27 protein-coding genes and 1 pseudogene are annotated in these 22082 nt (G+C 41.2%); 18 read left to right on the forward strand and 10 right to left on the reverse strand.

Translation table 11 applies throughout. The features are described 5' to 3' along the window. Positions 1 to 80: 80 nt before the first annotated feature. The 6 genes from QZZ23_RS09045 to QZZ23_RS09070 all read left to right on the forward strand — a co-directional run bounded on the left by QZZ23_RS09045 (position 81) and on the right by QZZ23_RS09070 (position 7354). Complete coding sequence (locus tag QZZ23_RS09045) at positions 81 to 491, forward strand: heat-shock protein (protein WP_292469142.1); 411 nt, start codon at positions 81 to 83, stop codon at positions 489 to 491. Between the two features lie 155 nt (positions 492 to 646). Beyond that, a complete protein-coding gene (grpE, locus tag QZZ23_RS09050) occupies positions 647 to 1165 on the forward strand; it encodes a nucleotide exchange factor GrpE (protein WP_292469145.1) in 519 nt (172 codons plus the stop codon). 108 nt (positions 1166 to 1273) lie between these two features. Beyond that, positions 1274 to 3127: a molecular chaperone DnaK gene (dnaK, locus tag QZZ23_RS09055; RefSeq protein ID WP_292469147.1), complete on the forward strand. Its 1854-nt coding sequence runs from the start codon at positions 1274 to 1276 to the stop codon at positions 3125 to 3127. Between the two features lie 101 nt (positions 3128 to 3228). Continuing rightward, entirely contained in the window at positions 3229 to 4389 is a 1161-nt protein-coding gene (gene dnaJ / locus QZZ23_RS09060) for a molecular chaperone DnaJ (protein ID WP_292469150.1), read from the forward strand. Between the two features lie 173 nt (positions 4390 to 4562). Then, entirely contained in the window at positions 4563 to 5897 is a 1335-nt protein-coding gene (gene trkA / locus QZZ23_RS09065; protein ID WP_292469153.1) for a Trk system potassium transporter TrkA, read from the forward strand. Between the two features lie 23 nt (positions 5898 to 5920). Beyond that, positions 5921 to 7354, forward strand: coding sequence for a TrkH family potassium uptake protein (locus tag QZZ23_RS09070; RefSeq protein ID WP_292469156.1), 1434 nt, complete (start codon positions 5921 to 5923; stop codon positions 7352 to 7354). 321 nt (positions 7355 to 7675) lie between these two features. Here QZZ23_RS09070 and QZZ23_RS09075 read toward each other — a convergent pair. From QZZ23_RS09075 to QZZ23_RS09120, 10 genes and pseudogenes are all read right to left on the reverse strand, one after another. After that, a pseudogene (locus QZZ23_RS09075) lies at positions 7676 to 7870 on the reverse strand (hypothetical protein); the annotation flags it as partial. 38 nt (positions 7871 to 7908) lie between these two features. Next, a complete protein-coding gene (locus QZZ23_RS09080; protein ID WP_292469159.1) occupies positions 7909 to 8214 on the reverse strand; it encodes a class I SAM-dependent methyltransferase in 306 nt (101 codons plus the stop codon). A 111-nt stretch (positions 8215 to 8325) separates the two neighbouring features. Then, positions 8326 to 9540 (reverse strand): NAD(P)/FAD-dependent oxidoreductase, encoded by a 1215-nt coding sequence (locus QZZ23_RS09085; protein WP_292469162.1) that lies wholly within the window; start codon positions 9538 to 9540, stop codon positions 8326 to 8328. Next, positions 9537 to 9710 carry a 4Fe-4S binding protein gene (locus tag QZZ23_RS09090; protein ID WP_292469165.1) on the reverse strand — a complete coding sequence of 58 codons (174 nt, stop codon included), beginning with the start codon at positions 9708 to 9710 and terminating at the stop codon, positions 9537 to 9539. The genes QZZ23_RS09085 and QZZ23_RS09090 overlap by 4 nt, the downstream gene beginning before the upstream one ends. Before the next feature lie 124 nt (positions 9711 to 9834). Then, complete coding sequence (gene cofC, locus QZZ23_RS09095; RefSeq protein WP_292469167.1) at positions 9835 to 10467, reverse strand: 2-phospho-L-lactate guanylyltransferase; 633 nt, start codon at positions 10465 to 10467, stop codon at positions 9835 to 9837. Then, complete coding sequence (cofH, locus tag QZZ23_RS09100; RefSeq protein ID WP_292469168.1) at positions 10467 to 11543, reverse strand: 5-amino-6-(D-ribitylamino)uracil--L-tyrosine 4-hydroxyphenyl transferase CofH; 1077 nt, start codon at positions 11541 to 11543, stop codon at positions 10467 to 10469. The genes cofC and cofH (QZZ23_RS09100) overlap by 1 nt, the downstream gene beginning before the upstream one ends. A gap of 7 nt (positions 11544 to 11550) precedes the next feature. Then, the gene (cofH, locus tag QZZ23_RS09105; RefSeq protein ID WP_292469170.1) at positions 11551 to 12669 is read right to left on the reverse strand and encodes a 5-amino-6-(D-ribitylamino)uracil--L-tyrosine 4-hydroxyphenyl transferase CofH; all 1119 of its coding nucleotides are present in this window, start codon (positions 12667 to 12669) and stop codon (positions 11551 to 11553) included. A gap of 51 nt (positions 12670 to 12720) precedes the next feature. Further along, complete coding sequence (gene cofG, locus QZZ23_RS09110) at positions 12721 to 13704, reverse strand: 7,8-didemethyl-8-hydroxy-5-deazariboflavin synthase subunit CofG (protein WP_292469172.1); 984 nt, start codon at positions 13702 to 13704, stop codon at positions 12721 to 12723. Between the two features lie 61 nt (positions 13705 to 13765). Next, positions 13766 to 15049 carry an NAD(P)/FAD-dependent oxidoreductase gene (locus QZZ23_RS09115; protein WP_292469174.1) on the reverse strand — a complete coding sequence of 428 codons (1284 nt, stop codon included), beginning with the start codon at positions 15047 to 15049 and terminating at the stop codon, positions 13766 to 13768. A gap of 1 nt (position 15050) precedes the next feature. Then, on the reverse strand, positions 15051 to 15206 hold the full coding sequence (locus QZZ23_RS09120) for a 4Fe-4S binding protein (RefSeq protein WP_292469176.1): 156 nt from the start codon (positions 15204 to 15206) through the stop codon (positions 15051 to 15053). Between the two features lie 187 nt (positions 15207 to 15393). Here QZZ23_RS09120 and QZZ23_RS09125 point away from each other — a divergent pair, with 187 nt between their 5' ends. The 12 genes from QZZ23_RS09125 to fpoK all read left to right on the forward strand — a co-directional run bounded on the left by QZZ23_RS09125 (position 15394) and on the right by fpoK (position 22081). Further along, the gene (locus tag QZZ23_RS09125) at positions 15394 to 15843 is read left to right on the forward strand and encodes an Lrp/AsnC family transcriptional regulator (protein WP_292469178.1); all 450 of its coding nucleotides are present in this window, start codon (positions 15394 to 15396) and stop codon (positions 15841 to 15843) included. Positions 15844 to 15937: 94 nt separating this feature from the next. Continuing rightward, the gene (locus tag QZZ23_RS09130) at positions 15938 to 16357 is read left to right on the forward strand and encodes a DUF22 domain-containing protein (protein ID WP_292469180.1); all 420 of its coding nucleotides are present in this window, start codon (positions 15938 to 15940) and stop codon (positions 16355 to 16357) included. Positions 16358 to 16372: 15 nt separating this feature from the next. Next, a complete protein-coding gene (locus QZZ23_RS09135; RefSeq protein WP_292469182.1) occupies positions 16373 to 16879 on the forward strand; it encodes a hypothetical protein in 507 nt (168 codons plus the stop codon). Between the two features lie 298 nt (positions 16880 to 17177). Further along, positions 17178 to 17570, forward strand: a complete 393-nt coding sequence (gene fpoA, locus QZZ23_RS09140) for a F420H2 dehydrogenase subunit FpoA (protein WP_292469185.1) — start codon at positions 17178 to 17180, stop codon at positions 17568 to 17570. Then, positions 17558 to 18118 (forward strand): F(420)H(2) dehydrogenase subunit B, encoded by a 561-nt coding sequence (gene fpoB / locus QZZ23_RS09145; protein ID WP_292469188.1) that lies wholly within the window; start codon positions 17558 to 17560, stop codon positions 18116 to 18118. The genes fpoA and fpoB overlap by 13 nt, the downstream gene beginning before the upstream one ends. 9 nt (positions 18119 to 18127) lie before the next feature. Beyond that, a complete protein-coding gene (fpoC, locus tag QZZ23_RS09150; protein WP_292469190.1) occupies positions 18128 to 18604 on the forward strand; it encodes a F420H2 dehydrogenase subunit FpoC in 477 nt (158 codons plus the stop codon). A gap of 10 nt (positions 18605 to 18614) precedes the next feature. Continuing rightward, positions 18615 to 19739 (forward strand): F420H2 dehydrogenase subunit FpoD, encoded by a 1125-nt coding sequence (gene fpoD, locus QZZ23_RS09155; protein WP_292469192.1) that lies wholly within the window; start codon positions 18615 to 18617, stop codon positions 19737 to 19739. A gap of 2 nt (positions 19740 to 19741) precedes the next feature. Then, positions 19742 to 20773: a F420H2 dehydrogenase subunit FpoH gene (fpoH, locus tag QZZ23_RS09160; RefSeq protein WP_292469266.1), complete on the forward strand. Its 1032-nt coding sequence runs from the start codon at positions 19742 to 19744 to the stop codon at positions 20771 to 20773. 4 nt (positions 20774 to 20777) lie between these two features. Next, the gene (gene fpoI / locus QZZ23_RS09165) at positions 20778 to 21221 is read left to right on the forward strand and encodes a F420H2 dehydrogenase subunit FpoI (protein WP_292469194.1); all 444 of its coding nucleotides are present in this window, start codon (positions 20778 to 20780) and stop codon (positions 21219 to 21221) included. Then, positions 21206 to 21484: an NADH-quinone oxidoreductase subunit J gene (locus tag QZZ23_RS09170; RefSeq protein WP_292469196.1), complete on the forward strand. Its 279-nt coding sequence runs from the start codon at positions 21206 to 21208 to the stop codon at positions 21482 to 21484. Before fpoI ends, QZZ23_RS09170 begins: the two co-directional genes overlap by 16 nt. After that, on the forward strand, positions 21474 to 21782 hold the full coding sequence (gene fpoJ / locus QZZ23_RS09175; RefSeq protein ID WP_292469199.1) for a F420H2 dehydrogenase subunit FpoJ: 309 nt from the start codon (positions 21474 to 21476) through the stop codon (positions 21780 to 21782). Before QZZ23_RS09170 ends, fpoJ begins: the two co-directional genes overlap by 11 nt. Then, entirely contained in the window at positions 21779 to 22081 is a 303-nt protein-coding gene (gene fpoK / locus QZZ23_RS09180) for a F420H2 dehydrogenase subunit FpoK (RefSeq protein WP_292469201.1), read from the forward strand. Before fpoJ ends, fpoK begins: the two co-directional genes overlap by 4 nt. Position 22082 lies beyond the last annotated feature (1 nt).

Below are 22082 nucleotides of genomic sequence, written 5' to 3' on the forward strand. Positions count from 1 at the left end.
GATAATTAGTTTAGTAATATATAGTTCATATCTATATATTAACAATAACTATATACTATGATTACTGATAGAGGACTGGGATGAATATGGATGTAAATACTGAAAACCCATTTGTGCAGGCACTGGTAGTTTCTACTACAATGGCAGTCTTTATGGTAGGTGTAGCTTTTGGTTTAATGAACATGGTAACAAGTGGTCTGGACGTTCCAATGCCCGCAATGCTTCTTATTTTTGCGGTGATTTTTATAGCAGGTTCAGTCTATTTTGAATCGCGAGGTGCAGATTATATGGGTTCTCTTGCGGGCGGTGCAATAGTTTCTTTAGTGGCAACTTTCTCAACAACAGCATTTTTCAGCGGTGTAAAATATGCGGTTGAAGGCGGTATCTCAGTTCTTGGATGGGAGCAAGTCATTTCTGCACTTGCGGTGTGTATGATTGCAAGTATGTTTTTGATTCGTGTTTTACAGCATAAGTTAAAGGGTGCTTTTTGAAAAGCCATGTTTGTGATGTAGATGGATTCGATTTCTTTTTTGTTAACTTATTTCTTGTAAAACAAGGTCAAGGTGCAAAAGCTTTTTATAGAACATCAAACAATCACTAAACTGAATGCACATTACCGCGCATAGAAAATGCGGAGATATCTATAATGGCTGATGGACCAGAGATTTGTGAAGATTTAGATTCAAAACCAGTTGACGAAGAGGTAGTCACAGAATCTCCTGTGAAGGACGAGGCTGTAGAGCTTCGGGACAAACTTTTACGTCTTACTGCAGAATTTGATAATTTCCGGAAACGAAGTTCTCGGGAAAAAGAAGAGTATCGTAAATTTGCAGTTGAGCAGATTATTATAGAACTTCTAGAGGTCTATGATAATTTCGAACGTGCACTGGAATCTGCAAGACAGACCGATGATATATCGTCTGTGATCACAGGCGTTGAAATGGTCTTCAAACAGTTTACAGGGATACTTGAAAAGGAAGGCCTGCAAAAAATCGAGTGTGAAGGCACTGAATTTGATCCATTCCTTCACGAAGCGATGATGCATGTGGAACATCCTGAACACGACGAAAACACAGTTGTGGATGTCTGCAAGCCAGGGTATTACCTGCATACAAAGGTCATAAGACCTGCAATGGTAACCGTTTCAAAGAAACCTGAGAACTAGCACGCAAGAATTACAATGCTTTTTGCGCTTGTAGAAGGATATCTTCAATATAAATGACGTATAATAACTAATTACATACTACACTAATTCATATAAGAGGTAATAAAGATGGGAAAAATATTGGGAATTGATCTGGGAACTACAAACTCCTGTATGGCTGTGATCGAAGGTGGGGAACCTACAATTATTCCTAACGCAGAAGGAGGGAGAACAACACCTTCTGTTGTAGGTTTCTCAAAGAAGGGTGAGAAACTTGTAGGTCAGGTTGCAAAGAGGCAGCTTATCACCAACTCCGAGAACAGTGTAAGCTCTATCAAAAGGCACATCGGCGAGTCTAATTATAATGTAACTCTCAATGGCAAGGAATATTCTCCTCAGGAGATATCTGCAATGATCTTGCGCAAGTTGAAGGAAGATGCAGAATCATACCTTGGAGAAACCATCACACAGGCGGTAATCACTGTTCCTGCATACTTTAATGACTCACAGAGACAAGCTACAAAGGATGCCGGTACAATTGCCGGTCTTGACGTAATGAGGATTATCAATGAGCCTACCGCGGCCTCTCTTGCATATGGTCTTGACAGGGATGATGAAGACCATAAAATACTCATCTATGATCTCGGAGGCGGTACCTTTGATGTATCTATCCTTGAGCTTGGAGGGGGTGTTTTTGAGGTACTCTCAACTGCCGGTGACACACATCTGGGTGGCGATGACTTTGACCAGAGAATTGTAGATTATCTTTTCGAGGAATTCAGAAAGAACGAAGGTATTGATCTTTCCAAGGATAAGGCAGCTCTTCAGCGTCTAAAGGATGCTGCTGAGAAGGCAAAGGTCGAACTTTCAGGTGTAACTTCCACTAACATCAACCTTCCGTTCATCACAGCAGATGCTAACGGCCAGCCAAAGCATATTGACATTGATCTTACAAGGGCGCAGTTTGAAAAGATGACTGCTGACCTGCTTGATAAGACAATGGTGGCTGTTAACCAGGCAATGAAAGATGCAAAGGTAAGTTCAAATGATCTTGACAGGGTTCTTCTTGTAGGGGGTTCCACAAGGATGCCTGCTGTGGGAGAACTAGTAAAGAAAGCAACAGGAAAGGATCCATATAAGAACATAAATCCTGATGAAGCTGTAGCAGTTGGTGCAGCGATACAGGCAGGTGTCCTTGGAGGTGAGGTCCATGATGTGCTTCTGCTTGACGTTACACCACTTACACTCGGTATCGAAACCCTTGGAGGCGTATCAACACCTCTTATTGAAAGGAACACAACCATTCCAACAAAGAAAAGTCAGATATTCTCTACTGCAGCTGACAGCCAGCCATCTGTGGAGATACATGTACTTCAGGGTGAAAGAGGTATTGCATCTGGTAACAAGACTCTCGGAAGATTCACTCTTGACGGTATTCCACCAGCACCAAGAGGACTCCCACAAATAGAGGTTACATTTGACATTGATGCAAATGGAATCTTGCATGTCACTGCAACTGATAAAGGAACAGGTAAGGAGCAGTCCATCTCTATCCAGAAACCAGGTGGTCTTTCCGATGAGGAAATTGACCAGATGGTGAAGGATGCGGAAATGCATGCTGAAGAGGACAAGAAGCGTAAGGAAGAGGTTGAGGTCAAGAACACGGCTGAATCTCTTGTAAATGCAGCTGAAAAGACCATCAAGGAAGCAGATGAAATAGCAACCGATGAGCAGAAGTCAAAGGTTGAAGCTGCAGTCTCTGATCTGAAGGCTGCTCTTGAAGGTGATGATCTCGAAGATATTAAGGCAAAGGCCGAAGTTCTTCAGACAGCTATCTATGATGTATCCGCTGCAATGTACCAGAAGGCCCAGGAAGAAGCTGCAGCTGCAGCATCTACTGGTGAAGAACCAGCTTCATCAGATGATTCGGGCGACGAAACCATTGTGGATGCAGACTACGAAGTAGTTGATGACGACAAGTAAGTAGAACATGGATAAATGCGGTAAGATACTTTAATATTGAAGTATCTTACTAGCTTTAGTTTTAATCCGATAAACATCATACATTACAACAGGAATCATCCATGTCCACAACACGTGATTATTACGAAATATTAGGCTTATCCAAGGATGCCACTGAGTCCGAGATAAAGAAAGCTTACAGAAAGCTTGCAATGCAATATCATCCTGACAAGAATAAGGAAGAGGATGCTGAAGCGAAGTTCAAGGAAATATCAGAGGCGTATGCTGTTCTTTCTGACACTGAGAAGAGGGAGCAGTACGATAGATTTGGTCATGCAGGTATTGATGGTCGTTACAGCCAGGAGGATATCTTCAGAGGAGCTGATTTCGGTGGCTTTGATGACCTTGGGGACATACTTGGAAACATATTCGGTGGTGGCTTTGGTGGTTTTGGTGGCGGGCAAAGAAGACAGGGTCCGGCAAGAGGTTCTGACCTCCGCTATGACCTTGGAATAACTCTTGAACAGGCAGCTGAAGGAGTGGAAACCACTCTTAATATTCCGCGTGCTGAGAATTGTGAGGCATGTGGTGGAACCGGTGCAAAAGCAGGAACAAGCCCAAAAACCTGTTCAACATGTCATGGTTCGGGACAGGTTACCCAGGCACGCAATACTCCATTTGGAAGATTCATGTCAACCAGTACATGTAATGCATGTCATGGACGTGGTAATGTTATCGAGGAACCATGTCCTGCCTGTAAGGGTACAGGCAAGATGAAGAAGGTTCGCAAGATATCTGTTAAAGTGCCAAAAGGTACTGATAATGGACTTCGTCTGAAAGTACGTGGTGAAGGCGAAGAAGGAAGTCCAGGTGCACCATCAGGTGATCTCTATGTGGTCATCCATGTAGAGCCTCATGACAAGTTCCAGCGTGTTGGTGACGATATTCTTTACGAACAGCCTATATCTTTCTCAATGGCTGCACTTGGAGGAGATGTAATGGTTCCTACACTCCATGGTAAAGTTAAAATGAGCATTAAACCCGGAACTCAAACACATTCCATCCTACGTCTGAAGGGAAAGGGTATGCCTCACCTTCATGGGAATTCACATGGGGACCAACTTGTCAAAATTATTATCAGAACGCCTACAAAGCTTACCGGGGAGCAAAAAGATCTTCTCAATAAGTTTCAGGAGCTCGAAAGTGGTTCTGATGCTAAAAATCCAAAAGGTGGCAAAGGCATCTTTGGGAAGATGAAAGGCGCTTTTGAGGCCGGGATATAGTTGCTTTTCTAACTTACCCGGCTTCAATCTTATCCTTTTCACCTCTTTTTTGGACAGTTATTTATATAGTTGCTTCACTCATATGGTAAGATTTAAAAACCAATAAGGACATTATGCGGTTTTGCTTTCAGTTTCATTAAAATATCCTGTTCATGATGTTTTGTAGGTATATTATGAAAATCGTAATAATTGGTGCTGGTGAAGTTGGTTATCATATTGCTAAAGCTCTTTACAAGACAAATGATGTTGTTGTTGTAGACAAGAGTGAAAGTGCATGTGCACGTGCCGATGAACTCGATGTTCATGTTATGCAGGGCAATGGTGCAAATGTGTCAATTCTCCATGATCTTTTGGAGCGAGCCGACCTGTTGGTAGCTGTGACCGGGTCTGATGAGGTGAATATAGTTGCCTGCATGGCTTCCAAACTCATTGTCAAAGATAAAGATAAGTTGAAGACCGTAGCAAGGGTTAGTAATCCTGATTATATTGATAAACCTGTAGCCAAGAGACCCCAGATAGGCATAGATATCATGGTATGCCCTGAACTGTCTCTTGCTTCTGAGGTTGCAAAGATACTTGCAATTCCTTCTGCTATTGATGCTGAGTACTTTGCTGATGGCAAAGTTGAGATGATGGAATTCGTAGTTCCAGATGACCATTCTCTTGTAGGTAAACAGATGCAGGAACTCCATCTTGCAAACTGTTGTATCGTCAGTGCTCTTTTCAGGAATGCAGAGGTCATAATTCCACATGGTGAGGATATGATAGAAGGCAATGACCACATAGTTGTCATTGGAAAACCTGCTTCTATGAAAGAAGTGCGTGATCTCTTCGGTGAAAAAGAAGGAAAAAGAAGCAAAGTCATGATAATTGGTGGCGGAGTTGTAGGCTTCTATCTTGCAAAAATGGTTGCAAAGAGTGATTTTGACCTGAAGATAATCGAGTCTGATAAAGAAAGATCTGCTATCATTGCCCAAGAGCTTCCTGAGGTTCTTGTTCTTCATGGTGATGGTACTGATCTTAGCCTCTTAAAGGAAGAAGGGGTTTCTGAAATGGACGTGGTCATATCAGTGACCAATAGTGATGAAAAGAATCTCTTGTGTGCTTTGCTCGCCAAACAGCTCGGTGTGAAAAAAGTCATAGCAAGATCAGACCGAGCAGAATATGTCTCCCTTTTTGAGATGGTTGGTGTTGACAGTGCTGTAAGTCCAAGACAGGCGACTATTAATGAAGTCCTGAAACTTACTTTCGGACAGGGGATAGAATCCATCACTACTATTGAAGGCGAGCAGGCAGAGATCATTGAGTACACCACTTCTAAGAAATCAAAAATAGTAGGAAATCCTCTGAAAAATGTGAAGTTCCCTGCCGGTGCTATTGTCAGTATGGTGGTTCACAAAGGCAATACTGTAGTTCCTCGGGGCGAGTATGTTATCGAGGAGGGTGACAGGGTAGTTGTGTTCGCCTTGCAATCCGCAAATGCAGAGGTTGAAAGACTGTTTAAATAACAGTCATTTTAGGGGGTATACATTTGAATTATGGTGTTATTTTAAATGTTCTTGGCGGTCTTTTAAGGTTTCTGGGACTTATAATGATAGTTCCTTTACTTGTAGCTTTTTACTATGGTGATTCTTTATATCCGTTTTTAGTAGCAGTCCTTGTCACCGGTGGTATCGGTACTCTTTTTTTAAAACGCTATGGAGCTTCGGATGAATGGAAGATAAGGGAAGGATTTGCCATCGTTGCTTTTGGATGGCTTGCTGCTGCCGTCTTTGGCTCAATTCCTTTTATGCTGGATGGGATCTCTCCTATAAATGCTGTTTTTGAGTCAATGTCCGGTTTTACAACAACCGGAGCTACTGTTCTGCTGGATATAGAAGCCCATTCAAGGAGCATATTATTCTGGCGCAGTATGACTCAGTGGATAGGTGGAATGGGTATCATCATGCTTTTTATTGCTATTCTTCCAAAACTCGGGGTTGCCGGTCGACAGTTGTTCAGGGCAGAGGCTCCAGGTCCTACCGAAGATAAGCTTAAACCCAGGATAAGGGAAACGGCAAAGATTTTGTGGTTGGTCTATTTCTTTATTTCTCTTGCAGAGGTTGTGGCTCTGTTGCTGGCTAAAATGTCTTTGTATGATGCTGTCACTCATACTTTTACAACAATGGCGTGTGGTGGCTTTTCTCCATATGCTCAAAGCATAGCTGCATTTAACAGTCCTCTGATTGAGGGAATTATCACTCTCTTTATGTTTATTGCAGGGGCCAATTTCGCGCTTCACTATAGGACCTTGTACACTGACCGTTCCAGTCTTCTAAAGGATGATGAATTCAAATTCTATTCACTTGTTGTTATTATTGCAACACTTATACTGACACTAAGCCTCTGGACTTATATGGGCGAAACAATTTTAACTTCTTTCAGGTACGCAGTTTTCCAGGTAGTTTCCATAACTACTACCACCGGCTTTGCAACAGTGGACTTTAACCTGTGGACAGATTCTGCAAAAGTGGTGTTGCTGGCTGTAATGTTTATAGGCGGATGTGCTGGCTCAACTTCAGGTGGTATTAAAGTAGTAAGAGTACTTTTACTCTTCAAATATGCTAAGCGTGCTTTATTCAAATCCATACACCCAAAGGCTGTAAAGCCAATAAAATTCAACAACAAGGCAGTTCCTGATGATGTAATGCAGGCAATTGTTTCTTTTGTTGTCATTTACATTATGATATTCGCCATATCTGCTGGCCTTCTTTCACTTATGGGCATGGATCTTATAAGTTCTATTACATCTTCCATAGCTACACTTGGCAACATTGGCCCTGGGTTTGGTGTTGTCGGTCCAATGGCAAGTTTTGATGGAGTGCCATTTCTGGGAAAACTGTTACTTATAGCAAATATGTGGATTGGTAGGCTTGAAGTATTTACGGTTATAGTGCTTTTTACTCCTGAATTCTGGAAACGCTGATATCCATTTAGTTTATGTTTTTCTTGCCGTTCCAAGACATAAACTACATGTTTTCTTGTTTTCCTGCTGTTAAACAATATTCGTTTTCCTTTATCGAGCCTCAAAAATCGTATTCTTATTTTTTTACTCATGATTATGTATTTCAGCATTTTCCTATTAGGCCTGTAGTATCCAGAGCACCGCCTATGGCTTTAAAGCTGGCAAATATGTCTTTGAAACCTTGAAACGGGCGGTGCTCATGGAGTCTTATATCTGTAAACTCGGCATTCTAAAAATAATGTTGCCATTCTTCCGGTGTGTTCATCTGGAAAGTCAATCCAGTCACTTCTGTGGAGATGTTTCAGCTTCATCTATCTTTGATTTAAGATGAGGTTCTATCTTTTTATCTCTGTACATTTCATTTATGCCTGTATATCCTCCTGTGTTTAGCAAACATCTGAACTCATTGAAAGCCCGGCTCTTATCAAGGAATAGTGATACAAATTCGGTAATTACAACATCAAATGAAGATTCTCTGAAAGGAAGATTTTAAGCATCACCTGTTATGAATTCTGTCAGTTCCTATATATTTTTTTCAACGGTTTCTGTCGTGCATTCTCCACAGATGTGCTTGCAATATCTATTCCTACCACATGACCTCCTTTTCTTTTTGCCAGGTAGCAGGCACTGAATCCGCTTCCACATCCAACCATCAGTATCTTGCTGTTTTTGTCTATGTGGCATAATTCTGCAAGTTTCTCTGTTGCTAGGGGTCCTCCTATATGAAAATAAGGTACTCCTAAATAGCTCATTAAAGTGTAGTATTCCATTTCCTCAATTTCATTAATCATAGGTTTTCTTTTACCCATATCATATTCCATAGATTCCGCCATGCTAATCTCTGTGACAGAAGTTAAAAAATCGCATGCAGAAAATCAGGCATAAAAAAAGAAGTGGAAAAAGAGAATAAAGTGATAAATCAAATCACTTTATCAACGTTCAAAGTCAAGTTCGTACTTAACAACATTCTTGAAAAGTACTCTCAGGTCCCACAGGAGTTTCTTGTTTGCTCTAAAAAGTGCATACAAAAGGTCAAGAAGACTCATACTGGTAAAGTTTACTCCTTCCAGTGAGTGTGCTAGGGAATTTATTTCGTTATCTGTGAAATCGGTAAATGTCTCTTTGACTATCAGACTATTATTTATCTCATATCCTATTGATCCACGCCATCTGTCTTCGTATTCCTGAAGAGCTTTTGTTGAAACATCACCTTTGGTGATTGCATTATATGCAACTTCTCCTGCTATCTTTCCGGCTTCCATTGCGTTAATAATACCTCCACCGGTTATTGGGTCTGATTGTCTGGCTGCATCTCCTACAAGCATAAGTCCATTGACAATTGTCTTTTTAATAGAACCACTGACTGGTACGCCTCCAACGTCAATTTCCAGAATGCTGGCATCAGGATAATGTTTTTGCACGAAATCATTAAGGTAATCAATGGCATGTTTTTCACCTGATTTACTTCCCAGAATTCCAATTCCCACATTTGCAATATCCCTGCCCTTTGGGAATACCCAAATGTAACCTGCTGGTGCTATTTCATTTCCAAGGTAGAAATGACAATAGTTCTGATCGACTCCTGTTCCACTCATAAGGTACTGGGCACAGGTTTCAAGGTCTGCCGGTTTAAGGGATGTATTAATTCCTGCCCATCTGCCAATTTTTGATTCTACACCGTCTGCACCTATAACAATTTTTGCACGGATGTCATATGCTTCTCCAAGGTGCATAACCTTAACACCTTTTACAAAACCATTTTCAATAATGAGGTCAGTAGCTCTGGTTTTAACCATTACTTCTGCACCGGCCTTTGCACTTTCATATGCCAGCGCCCTGTCAAAGAGCTTGCGTTCAAGGACGTATCCTACTTCTCCTCCGGCAATCTCTTCAGCCATTTCTATCATTGTGCCGTCTGGTGCGAATATGCGGGATCCTTTTAGATCTGCACATATCCATCGGTAGTCAGGCTCTATGTGCTTTCTTAGCCATATCTTACTGACTCCTTCTGCACATCTGACAGGATCGCCTATCTCCTGCCTTTTTTCTATCATGAGGACGTTAAGACCTTTCTCAGCAGCAGTTTTTGCTGCAATCGAACCAGCAGGACCGGCACCTATAACCACGACATCGTACTCGCTCTTCACTTTTTCACCTCAATAGCTCCAACCGGACATATCTTTGCGCAAATGCCACAAGAAGTACATTTTTCATCGACTTCTATCCAGGTTTCGACCAATTCAAGTGCGCTAGTTGGACATACACTTACGCATGCGCCGCAATATCCGCATTTAAACTTGTTTACGTTGATGGTCACAATTATCACCTATATAATTTGTATATTTTGTCCATAATAGTTTAAGAGGAAATATATCTTTCTGATGCTTAAATTAGAATAACATTACTAAGGGAGCCATTATGGCATAAGCACTATATGTGATTTATGCATCTGAATAAGCAATTTTCGCTCTTGCCATGCCCGTTTCCATGTCAAATCTTTCTGTTACGTATTCCCGGGAATTCCCATGTCCATGAAGTATTATTTCTACAAGGTCATGAGGCTCATCTATATCCGTACTTAATAGAAAAGAATCATAAACATATACTGAACATTTCCGATCATTTGCTATATTGCAGTGGTTAAGGAAACTGGAGCCATAATATTTTACGTGGAAATTGGAAGGATCTTTTACAAAAATAATGTTGGTACCTCCTCCTTTCCCCGGGACAATCACGACATCTTCTGTTTTGGATATTATTTCCTTTATGTGTTCTGCTCTAACAAGTGGGAGATCTGCCATAATTATCAATATGGGTTTCTGTTCATGGCTAAGGTATTCATTAATAGCTTCATTAAGATCATGTTCGTTAAGCACGACCGTTGCTTGAAGATCCTTTGGTACGCCGTTGTCTGGAGTTGTAAGTATGTCAATCTCCTTAACTCCTGCTTCCTGGAGACTACTGACAACGTCTCTTAGCATGAGTTCTACAAATTCTTCCCGTTCTTCAAGCGTAAGTGCGGGTGAAAGCCTTGACTTGGCGTTTTTCTTTTTATAAGGGATCAATGCCTTCATTATACTGCCTCGTAAAGTGCATTTCTCTGTTTTGGTGTTCTGCTTGATTGGTTTATTATCCATTCAATCTCGCTTGCAGGAGTATGTTCTCCATTTGTTCCTCCAGAAGCAACTGTTATTTTGTCTTCCATAAGAGTTCCACCAAGGTCATTAGCTCCGCAGAACAATGCAACCTGTGCCAGCTTCTTTCCAAGCTTCACCCAGGGTGCCTGTATATTATCTATGTGTTTATGTAATATTATTCTTGATAAGGCCTGCAACTGGAGATCATCAATACCTGTGGTCATGAATTTTCCACCTTGCATCATTTCTTCTCCGATCCTGTTATTATACGGCATAAAAGGCATTGGTATGAGTTCGGTGAATCCGCCTGTTCGCTGCTGTATGTCGCGAATAGTAAAGATGTGTTCCAGTCTTTCCTCAACCGTTTCAACATGACCGTACATTATAGTTGAGTTTGTCCTAAGGCCTGTATTATGTGAAGCTTCAATTGTGTCTATCCACTGTTGCCTTGTCAGTTTTCCGGGGCATATTATTTCTCGGACACGGTCCACAAGTATCTCTGCAGATGTTCCGGTTAAAGTGCCTACACCACATTCCTTCAATGTGCTGAAAGCTTCATCCAGTGGAATATTATCCATGCCAGCAGCATAAAATACTTCCATGGGGGAAAGTGCATGTATGTTCATTGCAGGATAATTGGAGCTTATGGCATCAAATATCTCAGTATAGTAATCCATGTTGAGCTGGGGGATGTAGCCTCCCTGGACACATACCTCTATGGCTCCTGCATTTTGCGCTTTGTCAACTTCTTTAATTACATCCTCTGTAGAAAGAATGTAACCTTTATTATCTTTGAAGGCACAAAATCCACAGTTTCCTGCACACATGTTTGTGAGGTAGATGTTACGGTTAACAACATATGTGACATCATCTCCTACTGCATCATAACGCAGATCATTTGCAAGAGTGAAAAGTTCAAAGGGATTTGCATTCATTAAGAAAATTGCTTCATCTTTGCAGATTTCTCCCTTGTATGCACTTTCAATAATATCGTCAGTAATAGTAGAACCCATTCTTTCCTCAGGCAATTTTGAGTTTCATTTGTTCATGGATGCCGCTGAGGATTGGTTTATACGTGGTGTTCCTCTGAAGTGGTTTCCTTCCTGATGAATTGATGAACCATTCAAGTTCCTGTGCGGACATGAACTGGCCATTTGTTGAACCGGCTGAACTGGATATCTTTTCTTCCATAAGTGTCCCGCCAAGGTCATTGACACCGCAGAATAGTGCAACTTGTGCGAGTTTCTTTCCAAGTTTAACCCAGCTTGCCTGAATGTTCTCTATGTGTGTGTTAAGTATTATGCGTGCAAGTGCATACAATTGCAGATCCTGTATGCCAGGTGTGGCATATTTTCCGACCTTTATCATTTCGTCACCAATTTTGTTATTGTATGGCATAAAGGTCAATGGTACAAATTCAAGGAACCCGCCTGTCTTTTTCTGAATGTCCCTGATGAGCATTATGTGGTCGATACGTTCCTCGATGGTTTCAATATGCCCATACATGATTGTTGCTGTGGTGTTAATTCCTGCCTGGTGTGCCTGGCTAATAACATCTATCCATTCGCTAGTTTTGAGCTTGTTGGGGCAGATTATATCTCTGACCCTGTCGGAGAGGATCTCAGCAGCCGTTCCTGGCATTGTGTCAAGGCCTGCTTCCTTTAGGCACATAAGGGCTTCACCAACAGTTATTCCGCTTTTCTTTGCAGCATGGTATACTTCCATGGGTGAAAATGCATGTGTGTGGATGTGTGGAAACTCAGTTTTTACTGCTTTTATTATGCCTGTGTAAAAGTCGATGTTTACATCCGGGAGTAATCCTCCCTGAATACAGACTTCTGTGGCTCCAAGGCTTTCCGCTTCTTTCACTTTTTCAAGTATCTGCGGGATATCTAATATGTAGCCTGTATTATCCTTGAATGCACAGAAACCACAGGTTCCAATGCAGCGATTTGTAAAATTAATGTTACGATTAACCACGTAGGTTACAGTATCTCCTACTGTTTCATAGCGCAACCTGTCGGCAAGTTCAAAAAGCTTGAACGGAGGTATTTCCAGCAGAAAGAGAGCGTCTTCCTTTGTGATCTTACCTTCGTAGGCACGTTCTATGATCTCCTCTGGGATATTAGTAGGGTCCATATTTTCCTCCGATACATGTCATTCCTATTTAAAACGTGTGCCCATCGTAAATTATTTACGATACCCGTCTTCATCTGCTAAGCTATCTATCAGATTTTTTAGAGTATCGCTGTACCAACCTTTCTTTATATATTGCGGATATATTGGCAACCTTTCCTTCAGCGTCATTTCGCGTACCATTTCTTTCAGTCCTGAAACGCTGGGCCATTCTTTTTCCGGATTTATCCAGTCTATTGTTGTGGGCGAAACTCCTCCAAGGTCATTGGCACCACACTGTATCAAAAGATACGGATCAATAAGATTAGGTGCAACCTGGATTGCAATGTCATCGGGGAGTATTTCCCTTGCTATCAGGATTGTCTGCATCATTTCTTCTTCGGTAGGTGAAGGCATATCTGCCATGAGAGTATCCGGCTTTGGCGTGAAGTTCTGTATGATCACTTCCTGGATGTGTCCGTATTCTTCATGTAAATCTGCAATAGAGAGCAGGGAATTTATCCTATCGTCCAGATTTTCACCGATGCCAATAAGCAGTCCTGTTGTAAAAGGTATTTGCAAGTCCCCTGCATAACGTATTGTCTTTATCCTTGTAGATGGCACCTTTCCCGGTGATCCTTCATGTGCGGCAAGATTTGCAGTTGTTTCCAGCATAAGGCCCATGCTGGCATTCAAAGGTTTTAGTTCTTCCATTTCAGTGTAGTTTAGTACACCTGCATTAGTATGTGGCAGAAGTCCGATATCGATAGCAATTTTGCAGAGTTCGCAAATATAGTCTATAGTATTGGAATAGCCAATTTCTGTGAGCCACTCCTTATATTGCGGCACTTCTTCGGCATATTCTCCAAAAGTAAAAAGGACTTCTGTACATCCTGCTTTTTTTCCTTGCTCCAGGATGGGGGTAATCTCCTCTCTCTTCATGAGCTTTGCCTGCGAATCTTCAGGGTCTCGTCTGAATGTGCAATATCCGCAGTTATTCCGGCAGACGTTTGTTACTGGCACAAAAACATTTCTACAGAATGTGACAAAATTATCCATTATTAATTCCTTGATAAATCAGCAATTACATAAGTTTATTCACTTATGTTTATTATATAGTCTACTTTATCAAAAGATCTTGCATAGAGTTCTTAACTCCAAGTGCAATTCCTTCCACTTCTATACCACCCTTACCTTTTGCTCCATCTCCTACTACATATAGGTTTGGTATTGGTGTTTTATTTTTAAGGTCTGCACCGGAGGGTGATCTGTTGACAGGCCAATCGTTTGAATATGACTGTATCAGAAGTACTTCATATTCTTTTCCTGCAAAAATATCCATAAGGTCCTCAAGTCCGAGTTGTATCTCTTTTTCAAGATTGTCCATGTCGTTCCAGTGAACACATTGATGAGCCATTGTAAGGTGTTTTCCTTCCGGAGCCAGGCTTGGGTCAACATTTGTAACCTCATTGATTCCGTTCACTCTTTTTGCATAAGGTGTGAGCAGCACTCCTCCATGCCCAATAAGCGTTTTATCTGAAGACAGGCATATTTTTATTCCTGCAGAAGGTTTAAGTTCGGCTGCGTTATGTGCGTATTTATCCATTCCTAGAATGCCTGTTTCCTCACCGATCATTTTAGATGTGGCAGGATGTCCAATGTCGCTGAGGACAATATCTGTGTTGTATTCTTTCCCTTCAGCAATAACACCTGTAACTTTCCCATCTTCTGTAATAAGGCTGCTGACCTCGGATGAAGTATGAATTATTCCCCCGTTGGATCTTATCACATTTACCAGAGCATTTGTGATGCCTTTGCAGCCGCCCATGGGGACGCCGGGTCCTCCATAGTGGTAGAGGTTTTCTATAATTGCAAAACCTTCTTCTACAGGTACATCTGCAGCCTTCAGGCTGAGTGCCCATCCGAAGAATGCATCAGAGAGGCGATATGTCCAGTCCTGATCCAGATGTTTTCTGCACCACTGTTCAAAGGACTGTCCAGTTGGCGGATTTTTACGAGTGCTTACTATGTAGTAAATAAGCTTGATACGATTAAGTAGTGAGAACTGAGTCCTGAAATCCTCAAAGAGAATATCCTTGTGACCATATTTGTAATCGGTATCTCCTCTTTTTCTGGGAATTCTTATAACTACATTGGGTTTTCTACGAACTATTTCCACATTTACTCCGATTTCTTCGAGAAGCTGTGCAAGGGGTCCGGTGGGTCCATGTGGAAGCATATGTAATGCGCCGGTGCTCAGCTGAAAGCCTTTGTATGGGATATTTGTAAATCTTCCACCTACTATAGGCAGGCGTTCAAATACATCTACTTCATATCCTGATTGTGAAAGTTTAGCTGCGCTCAACAACCCTCCCAGTCCTGATCCGATAATTATTGCTTTCATCCTATGCCTCTATTGCTTTAACCGGGCAGTATGCGCTACATGTTTTGCAGTCTATGCAGGCAGCTGTCATATTTGCCTTCCCTCTTACTTCGATAGCATCAAGTTTACAAAAAGCAGTACATTGGCCGCATCCTACACAGTTATCGTTTACTTTCATAGTATATTCACCGGATTTCATTGTATAAGGTTTTCAATAATAAAAAGCCTTATTGCTCCCAAATTTCATGATTTTTTGATTCAAATATGTTTTTCTATGTGTTATTATTTGAGATTATATTCTCATATTATTCATATCCTCAAATATACGGAAATATTTATTATTATGAACGCATAATTATATTAACATGGATAAAGTTGACCTTGCGATACTAGAACACCTTTGCGCAAATTCAAGGATGCACAGCACAGAAATTGCAACATATCTTGATCTGGCAACATCTACGGTGCATAAAAGAATAGAAAAGATGCGTGAAACAGGTATTATCCGTGAATTTACAGTTAAAGTAGATACTTCTGAAGTTGGTCTGAACGTTACAACATTTATTGGAGTTAATATCGAACAAAGTAAAAGGATCAATATAATAAATCGCCTGAAGAATATTGAAGATGTGCTCGAGATATACGAATTGCTTGAGCCTTATGATATGCTCTTGAAGGTAAGGACCTTTGACATTCATTCCCTAAAGGAAAATGTTCTGCAGGTAATTGGAAATATGGACGGTATTAAAGACTCCCAGAGTATCCTTACTACTAAATGCCATAAAGAGAAAAGCTGTACAATTCTTAAAAAATAAAATTCATAATGGATATATGTATATAATGATTATTCGTGAAAGATGTGCAGTACTTATTTATAGTTAAAGGCCTATCTTATTTTTAGGTGGACTTATGAAGAAAGAAATAATTCAGGTCGTCTCCAGGGACAATGGGGAATTGACATCTAAGCAAGTCAAGGCTGCTCCATACGAGTTTACCATGGCCACACGTGCAAAGTGGGAGATGGTGATATCTGCTGAGGATACGGAAATACGTGCAGGTGAATTCAAAAAAGTCAACGTAAAAGAGATATATCTGGACCCTGACATGGTTGCTCTTCCATGTACTTTCTCTCACCATGCTGTTGTTTCATTGATTAAGGTTGGCGCAAAGGGAGGTGCTAAACCTGTTGACAATGAACGTATTATAAATTCCGCCTTTCTGCTGGGTCAGGAAAGTGGAAGGATAAGGGAAGGCGATCTGCTTGCAGTGCTCAACATCTTCCCTATTATGTTCACTCGTGAGGCAATGATTCCACGCTCCGTCAGGTAACCAGGGTGTGTTCAAATGGAAACCTGCGATATTTGTGGAGAGCTTCAGGACTTCAAAATTTTTGAAGAATATAGTATTTGCACTACTTGTGCAGACATTATGGAGGATGTCATGGGGGAGTATTTCCTCAGAACTATATGGAAAAGTGAGCCAAAGGCGCATGGTGCCTACCTGAAGTATCTTAATAACACCACAAAGTATATTTCCGACTATAAAAAACTCTCACAGAAATCTGATAAACATACAAAGGACGTCAGTGCCCGCGTTTCAGGCGTGCTTGAAAATGGCAGTGATCATCCTTCTAAAAAGAGATATTTCGAGCATATGCAGAAAGTGCTTGAATGGCTGGGGGCAACACCATATTTCTATCACTATTATTTTAAGGATTACTATGTGTGTCCTACGTGTCACGCTTCAATTTTTGAGAAATACACACGCAGGGATGTTGGTGACTGGATGGTTATATCGTGCTCAGAGTGTGATACTGTTATTAAAAAATATTTCTCGCCAAAAAGCGTCTAAAGGTGCTTTTCTATCAATTTTTTGTTTTGTTTACTTTTCAATACGTTTCATTTATTTCCCTGCTTCTTTCTTATTACTTTTTTTGGTTTGCTCTGAGGGCTTTCAACATCATAATTAAGACAATTTAAATATAATGAATTATTATCAATTACTAGCCAACACTATCTATTGAAAAATATATCAACAGATATTGTTTATCTATCTGCATATATTTGAGATGTATTTGTACTAGTACCTTACACGAAGGTGTTTTATACAAATAGTCTATCTACCTTTATAACTTTCAGGAGAATAGTTTATGTCAGGAATAATCGATATTAGTAACATAGCCAATAGTTACATACCGGTTGCAATCATTCTTATAGTGGCACTATTGATGCCTCCTATGACTATGTTCCTTGTGAAATCATTAAGTCCGAGGAGTAAATCATCAGCGAAGTACACGACATATGAAGCTGGTTCCCTTCCAATTGGAAGTGCCAGAATACAATTCAATGTTGGATACTATCTTTATGCCATTGCTTTTGTTCTCTTTGATATTGAAGTCCTTTTCCTTTATCCATGGGCTACGATCTTCAAAGGACATGGTATTACTGAAATAGCAACCGTCGAAATGTTAGTTTTTATTTTTGTTGTATTGTTTGGCTACGTGTACCTAGTCAAGAAGGAGGCTCTTAAATGGATGAAATAGAGCAGAAGAACGTCGAACACACAGAACTCAAGGACGTCGGATATGATGACGTTCCCGGTATGGTGCTTACCGACACAAATTTCATAAGCGACTTTATTAAGAAAACAAAGGTTCAGGATGTTCTTAACTGGGGTCGTAAGAATTCATTGTGGTTCATGGTAAACGCAATGGGTTGCTGTGGTGTGGAACTTCTTTCTACCGGTATGGCTCACTATGATACAGACCGTTTTGGTATCATTCCACGTAACTCTCCAAGACATGCTGATGTCATGATCGTCAGTGGGTATGTGACAAAGAAGTACCTGCCTGCACTAAAAAGGATCTGGGATCAGATGCCTGCACCAAAGTGGGTTATATGCTTTGGAGACTGCGCAATTAGTGGCGGTCCTTTCTATGAATCATACAGTACTCATCAGAACATTGATGAAATATTCCCTGTAGATGTTTTCGTACCGGGATGTCCTCCAAGATGTGAAGCTCTTATTCAGGGATTCGTTGAACTTCAGAAGAAGATTGACGCAAAGAAAGACAAAGGTACAGATTATTGAGGTGAATCAATGGACGCTAATTCTATAATGGCTTCGCTCACCGGCAAGTTCCCTGAAGATATCTATGACTCAAACATCGAGTCTGGCATAAGGATCGTTGCCAAGGTGAAGCCTCAAAATGTAGTGGAAGTATGCCGCTACCTCAAGGATGAACTGTCTTTCGGACATCTCTGCTGCGAATTTGGAGCAGACTATCCGGACAGGAATGAGATCGAAGTAATATACATAATAGGCTCCTACGACCATCCGGTCATTCTTACCATGAAGGCTCTCCTCCCAAGGGAAAACCCTGTGGTAGAATCCGTAGTGCCTGTTTACTGGAATGCTAATTGGTACGAAAGAGAAACGTACGAACTGTTTGGTGTGAAGTATCTTAACCACCCCAACCTTAAACCTCTTGTACTTCCACAGGAGATGCTTGGTGAGTGGCCGCTGCGTAAAGATTACGAAGGCTTCCCCAATAAGACTGCTAAAAATTTAGTGTGAGGGTTAAATTATGGAAGAAACAGTTGGACCTTCTGAAATGATAGTACACCTTGGCCCACAACATCCTATGATGCCAGGTCCTTTTAGGCTTAATGCAAAATTAAGGGGTGAGACCATTGTGGACTCTGAGGTTGAAATGGGTTATATCCACAAGGGTATTGAAAAGATCCTTGAAAATAAGACCTATCTTCAGGGTATTACCATTGTAGACAGGATATGTTACCTTGCTGCACTCACCAATGAAGAGGCATATGTTGGTTGTGTCGAAAAACTTGCAGGTATAGAGGTACCTGAAAGAGCTCAGTATATCCGTGTGATAATGGAAGAGTTTTCCAGATTACAGAGTCACATACTTGGTATGGGTGAATATGCAGGTTTTGTTGGATTTGTGAGTATGTTTATGTATACCATCAGGGACAGGGAAGATATTATGTCTCTTATGGATTCTGTTACCGGCGCACGTATCACGCATAGTTTCCTGCGTTTTGGCGGTGTGAAGGACGATCTGCCTGATGGGTTCAAAGATGACGTTAAATATGTCTTTGGGAATCTGAGAAAAGCAATTGATCAGTATGAGGAATTGTTCAGTTCTGATTCTATTTACAAAGCAAGAACAGTAGGTATAGGAGTACTTACAGCAGACGTCGCAAAGGATCTGGGAGTTTCCGGACCACCACTCAGGGCAACTGGTGTTGCTTTCGATATCCGTAGAGATGAACCTTACCTTGTTTATGACAAACTGGATTTCAAGGTATGTACTCAGAAAGCAGGCGATGTCTACGCCAGAATACAGGTACGTCTTGATGAAATGCGCGAAAGCATGTACATTATTGAGCAGTGTCTTGACCAGATTCCATCCGGCCCTCTCTTCCCAGAAGGTACGGCCTATGGTAAGAGGTCGCCTGTGATGAGAGTTCCTGCCGGAGAGGTTTTTCACCGTGTTGAAGACCCAAGAGGAGAAATGGGATTCTATATGGTTTCCGATGGTTCAGACAAGCCATACCGTGTGAAGATAAGAGGGCCTGTGTATCCTACTCTGCAGACACTACCACCACTTCTGAAAGGTGTGACTGTTGCTGATATTGTAGCAATTGCCGGAAGTATGGACACATGTACCAGTGAGGTTGACAGGTGATTATGATGATTCAGATAGAAGATATAATCTACAACCCGCTTTTAAGAGGTATTTTTGGCCTGTGCTTAATGGGTGGCGTCTTCCTCGGTGCAATGGCTGTTGTATGGTTTGAGCGTAAACTTTCTGCAGATATCCAGCAGAGATACGGTCCGATGAGGACAGGTTTCCATGGATTGCTTCAGCTTGTTGCAGATGCCATCAAGCTATTCACCAAAGAAGATATTATACCAAAGAATGCTGACAGATTACTGTTCGTTTCAGCACCTATCCTTCTGATGGGGTCTGTTTTCCTTATGCTTGTAGCAATTCCTTTCGGTGCGATTATCATCAACGGCGAAACTTACCCAATAGTAGCAACTGATATGGATATCAGTATTCTTTATATTGAAGCTGTTTCCGCTATTTCTGTTATCGGTATTTTCATGATCGCATACAGTTCAAACAACAAGTATTCTCTTCTTGGTGCTTTCAGGAACTTTGCACGTATGATAGGATATGAGGTTCCTCTTGGTATCTGTATTGTAAGTGTAGCCATCATGGCCGGTTCACTGAATATTATAGAAATAGCCCAGGCACAGAGTCCACTCTGGTTTATAATCAAGCAACCAATCGGATTCTTTGTATTTTTCATTGCTCTTATGGCAGACATGGGTCGTCTTCCTTTTGACCAGAACGAATCTGAGGAAGAACTCATTGCCGGATGGATCACTGAATATACAGGTATGAGATTCGGTCTTGGTTTCTTCGCAGAATATATCCACCTTATCCTTGGTTCAATGCTTATTGTTCTGTTGTTCCTCGGAGGATGGAACCTGCCTGCAGCACTGACTTCCAACGTTATTCTTGGTATTATCCTTCCAACTGCTTTCTACTTAGGAAAGGTAGCATTGGTAATTCTTACAATTATCATGATAAGATGGGCAGTTCCAAGATACAGGATCGATCAGGTAGTGGACCTGAGCTGGAAAAGACTTTTGCCATTAGCCCTACTTAATCTTGGATGGGTAATTGCACTTGGCTTGCTGGGGGTGTGAATGAATGGTTATTAAAAATATCATAACAGCAGTTAAAAATATTTATTTCGGCCCCACAGTAACAAGAATGTGCCCGGAAGTAGCTACTAAACTTTCAGACAGGTTCAGAGGCTTACAAAAACTGGATAAAGATAAATGTATAGGTTGTGGAATATGTGCCAATACATGTCCCAACAATGCTATCAAGATCATAAGGGCACGAATCAATCCAGAGAGTGATAAGCAGAGATGGTTCCCTGCAATAGATGTTGGTCACTGTCTGTTCTGTGGTCTTTGTATTGACCAGTGTCCAAAGGAAGCATTGTCGAGCACAAAGGTGTATCTGACAGGTGTTATTCGCTGGAACCATGAGGATCTTCTCTTTACGCCAGATATGCTGGCAAGGGAAGTTGACATTAATGCTGAAGCTGAAGCTGAGGAAGGGGTGAGCAGATGGACACCACAATAGGCTCAATAATTGAAATGATCATTTTTGCGATTCTGGCTCTTGCATCGATAGTGTTCGCACTGTTTGTGGTAACGGCTAAGGATGTAGTAAGGGCAGCCATTGCGCTTGTCGTTACAATGTTTATTGTTGCAGCTCTTTACATACTGCTCAATGCACAGTTCCTTGGTGTTATTCAGGTACTCGTATACATCGGTGCAATAGGAGTCTTGATCCTGTTCGCTGTAATGTTAACAAAGAAGGAGTTTGGTACAGATGCTGAATAAAAATATCTCATTCACAGCAATGGATGTTATCACATCTGTGTATAACTACTTCAGACCACGTATTCTGGGAATGGTTGTAGCACTTCTGTTCCTGTCAGTAATGGTTGTAGCAATTGCTTTTACAGGCTGGCCATCACTTGATCAGATTCCTCAGAATCTGGAAGACCAGAGTAATATTGAGGGTATAGGAATGCTTATCTTTACAGATTTCGTGGTTCCGTTCGAAATATTATCAATCGTATTGTTGTCCGCACTGATGGGCGCCATTTACATGGCAAAAGGAGATGATAATCAATGATACCTATCGCCTTTTACCTTGCTCTTGCAGCAATTATCTTTACCATAGGTCTCTATGGATTGATGACACAGCGCAGTGGTATTCGCGTTCTTATGTGTGTAGAACTGATGCTAAATGCAGCCAACCTCAACCTTGTAGTATTCTCTAGCTACAACGGTGACCTTACAGGACAGGTATTTGCACTGTTCTCAATCGCACTGGCAGCTTGTGAGGCAGCAATCGGCTTTGCTATATTGATGTCCATTTACAGAATGAAGGACACAATCAGTCTCGAAACTATTAATATACTGAGGTGGTAAA

Source organism: Methanolobus sp., assembly GCF_016278385.1.
In the GTDB taxonomy this organism is placed as follows: domain Archaea; phylum Halobacteriota; class Methanosarcinia; order Methanosarcinales; family Methanosarcinaceae; genus Methanolobus.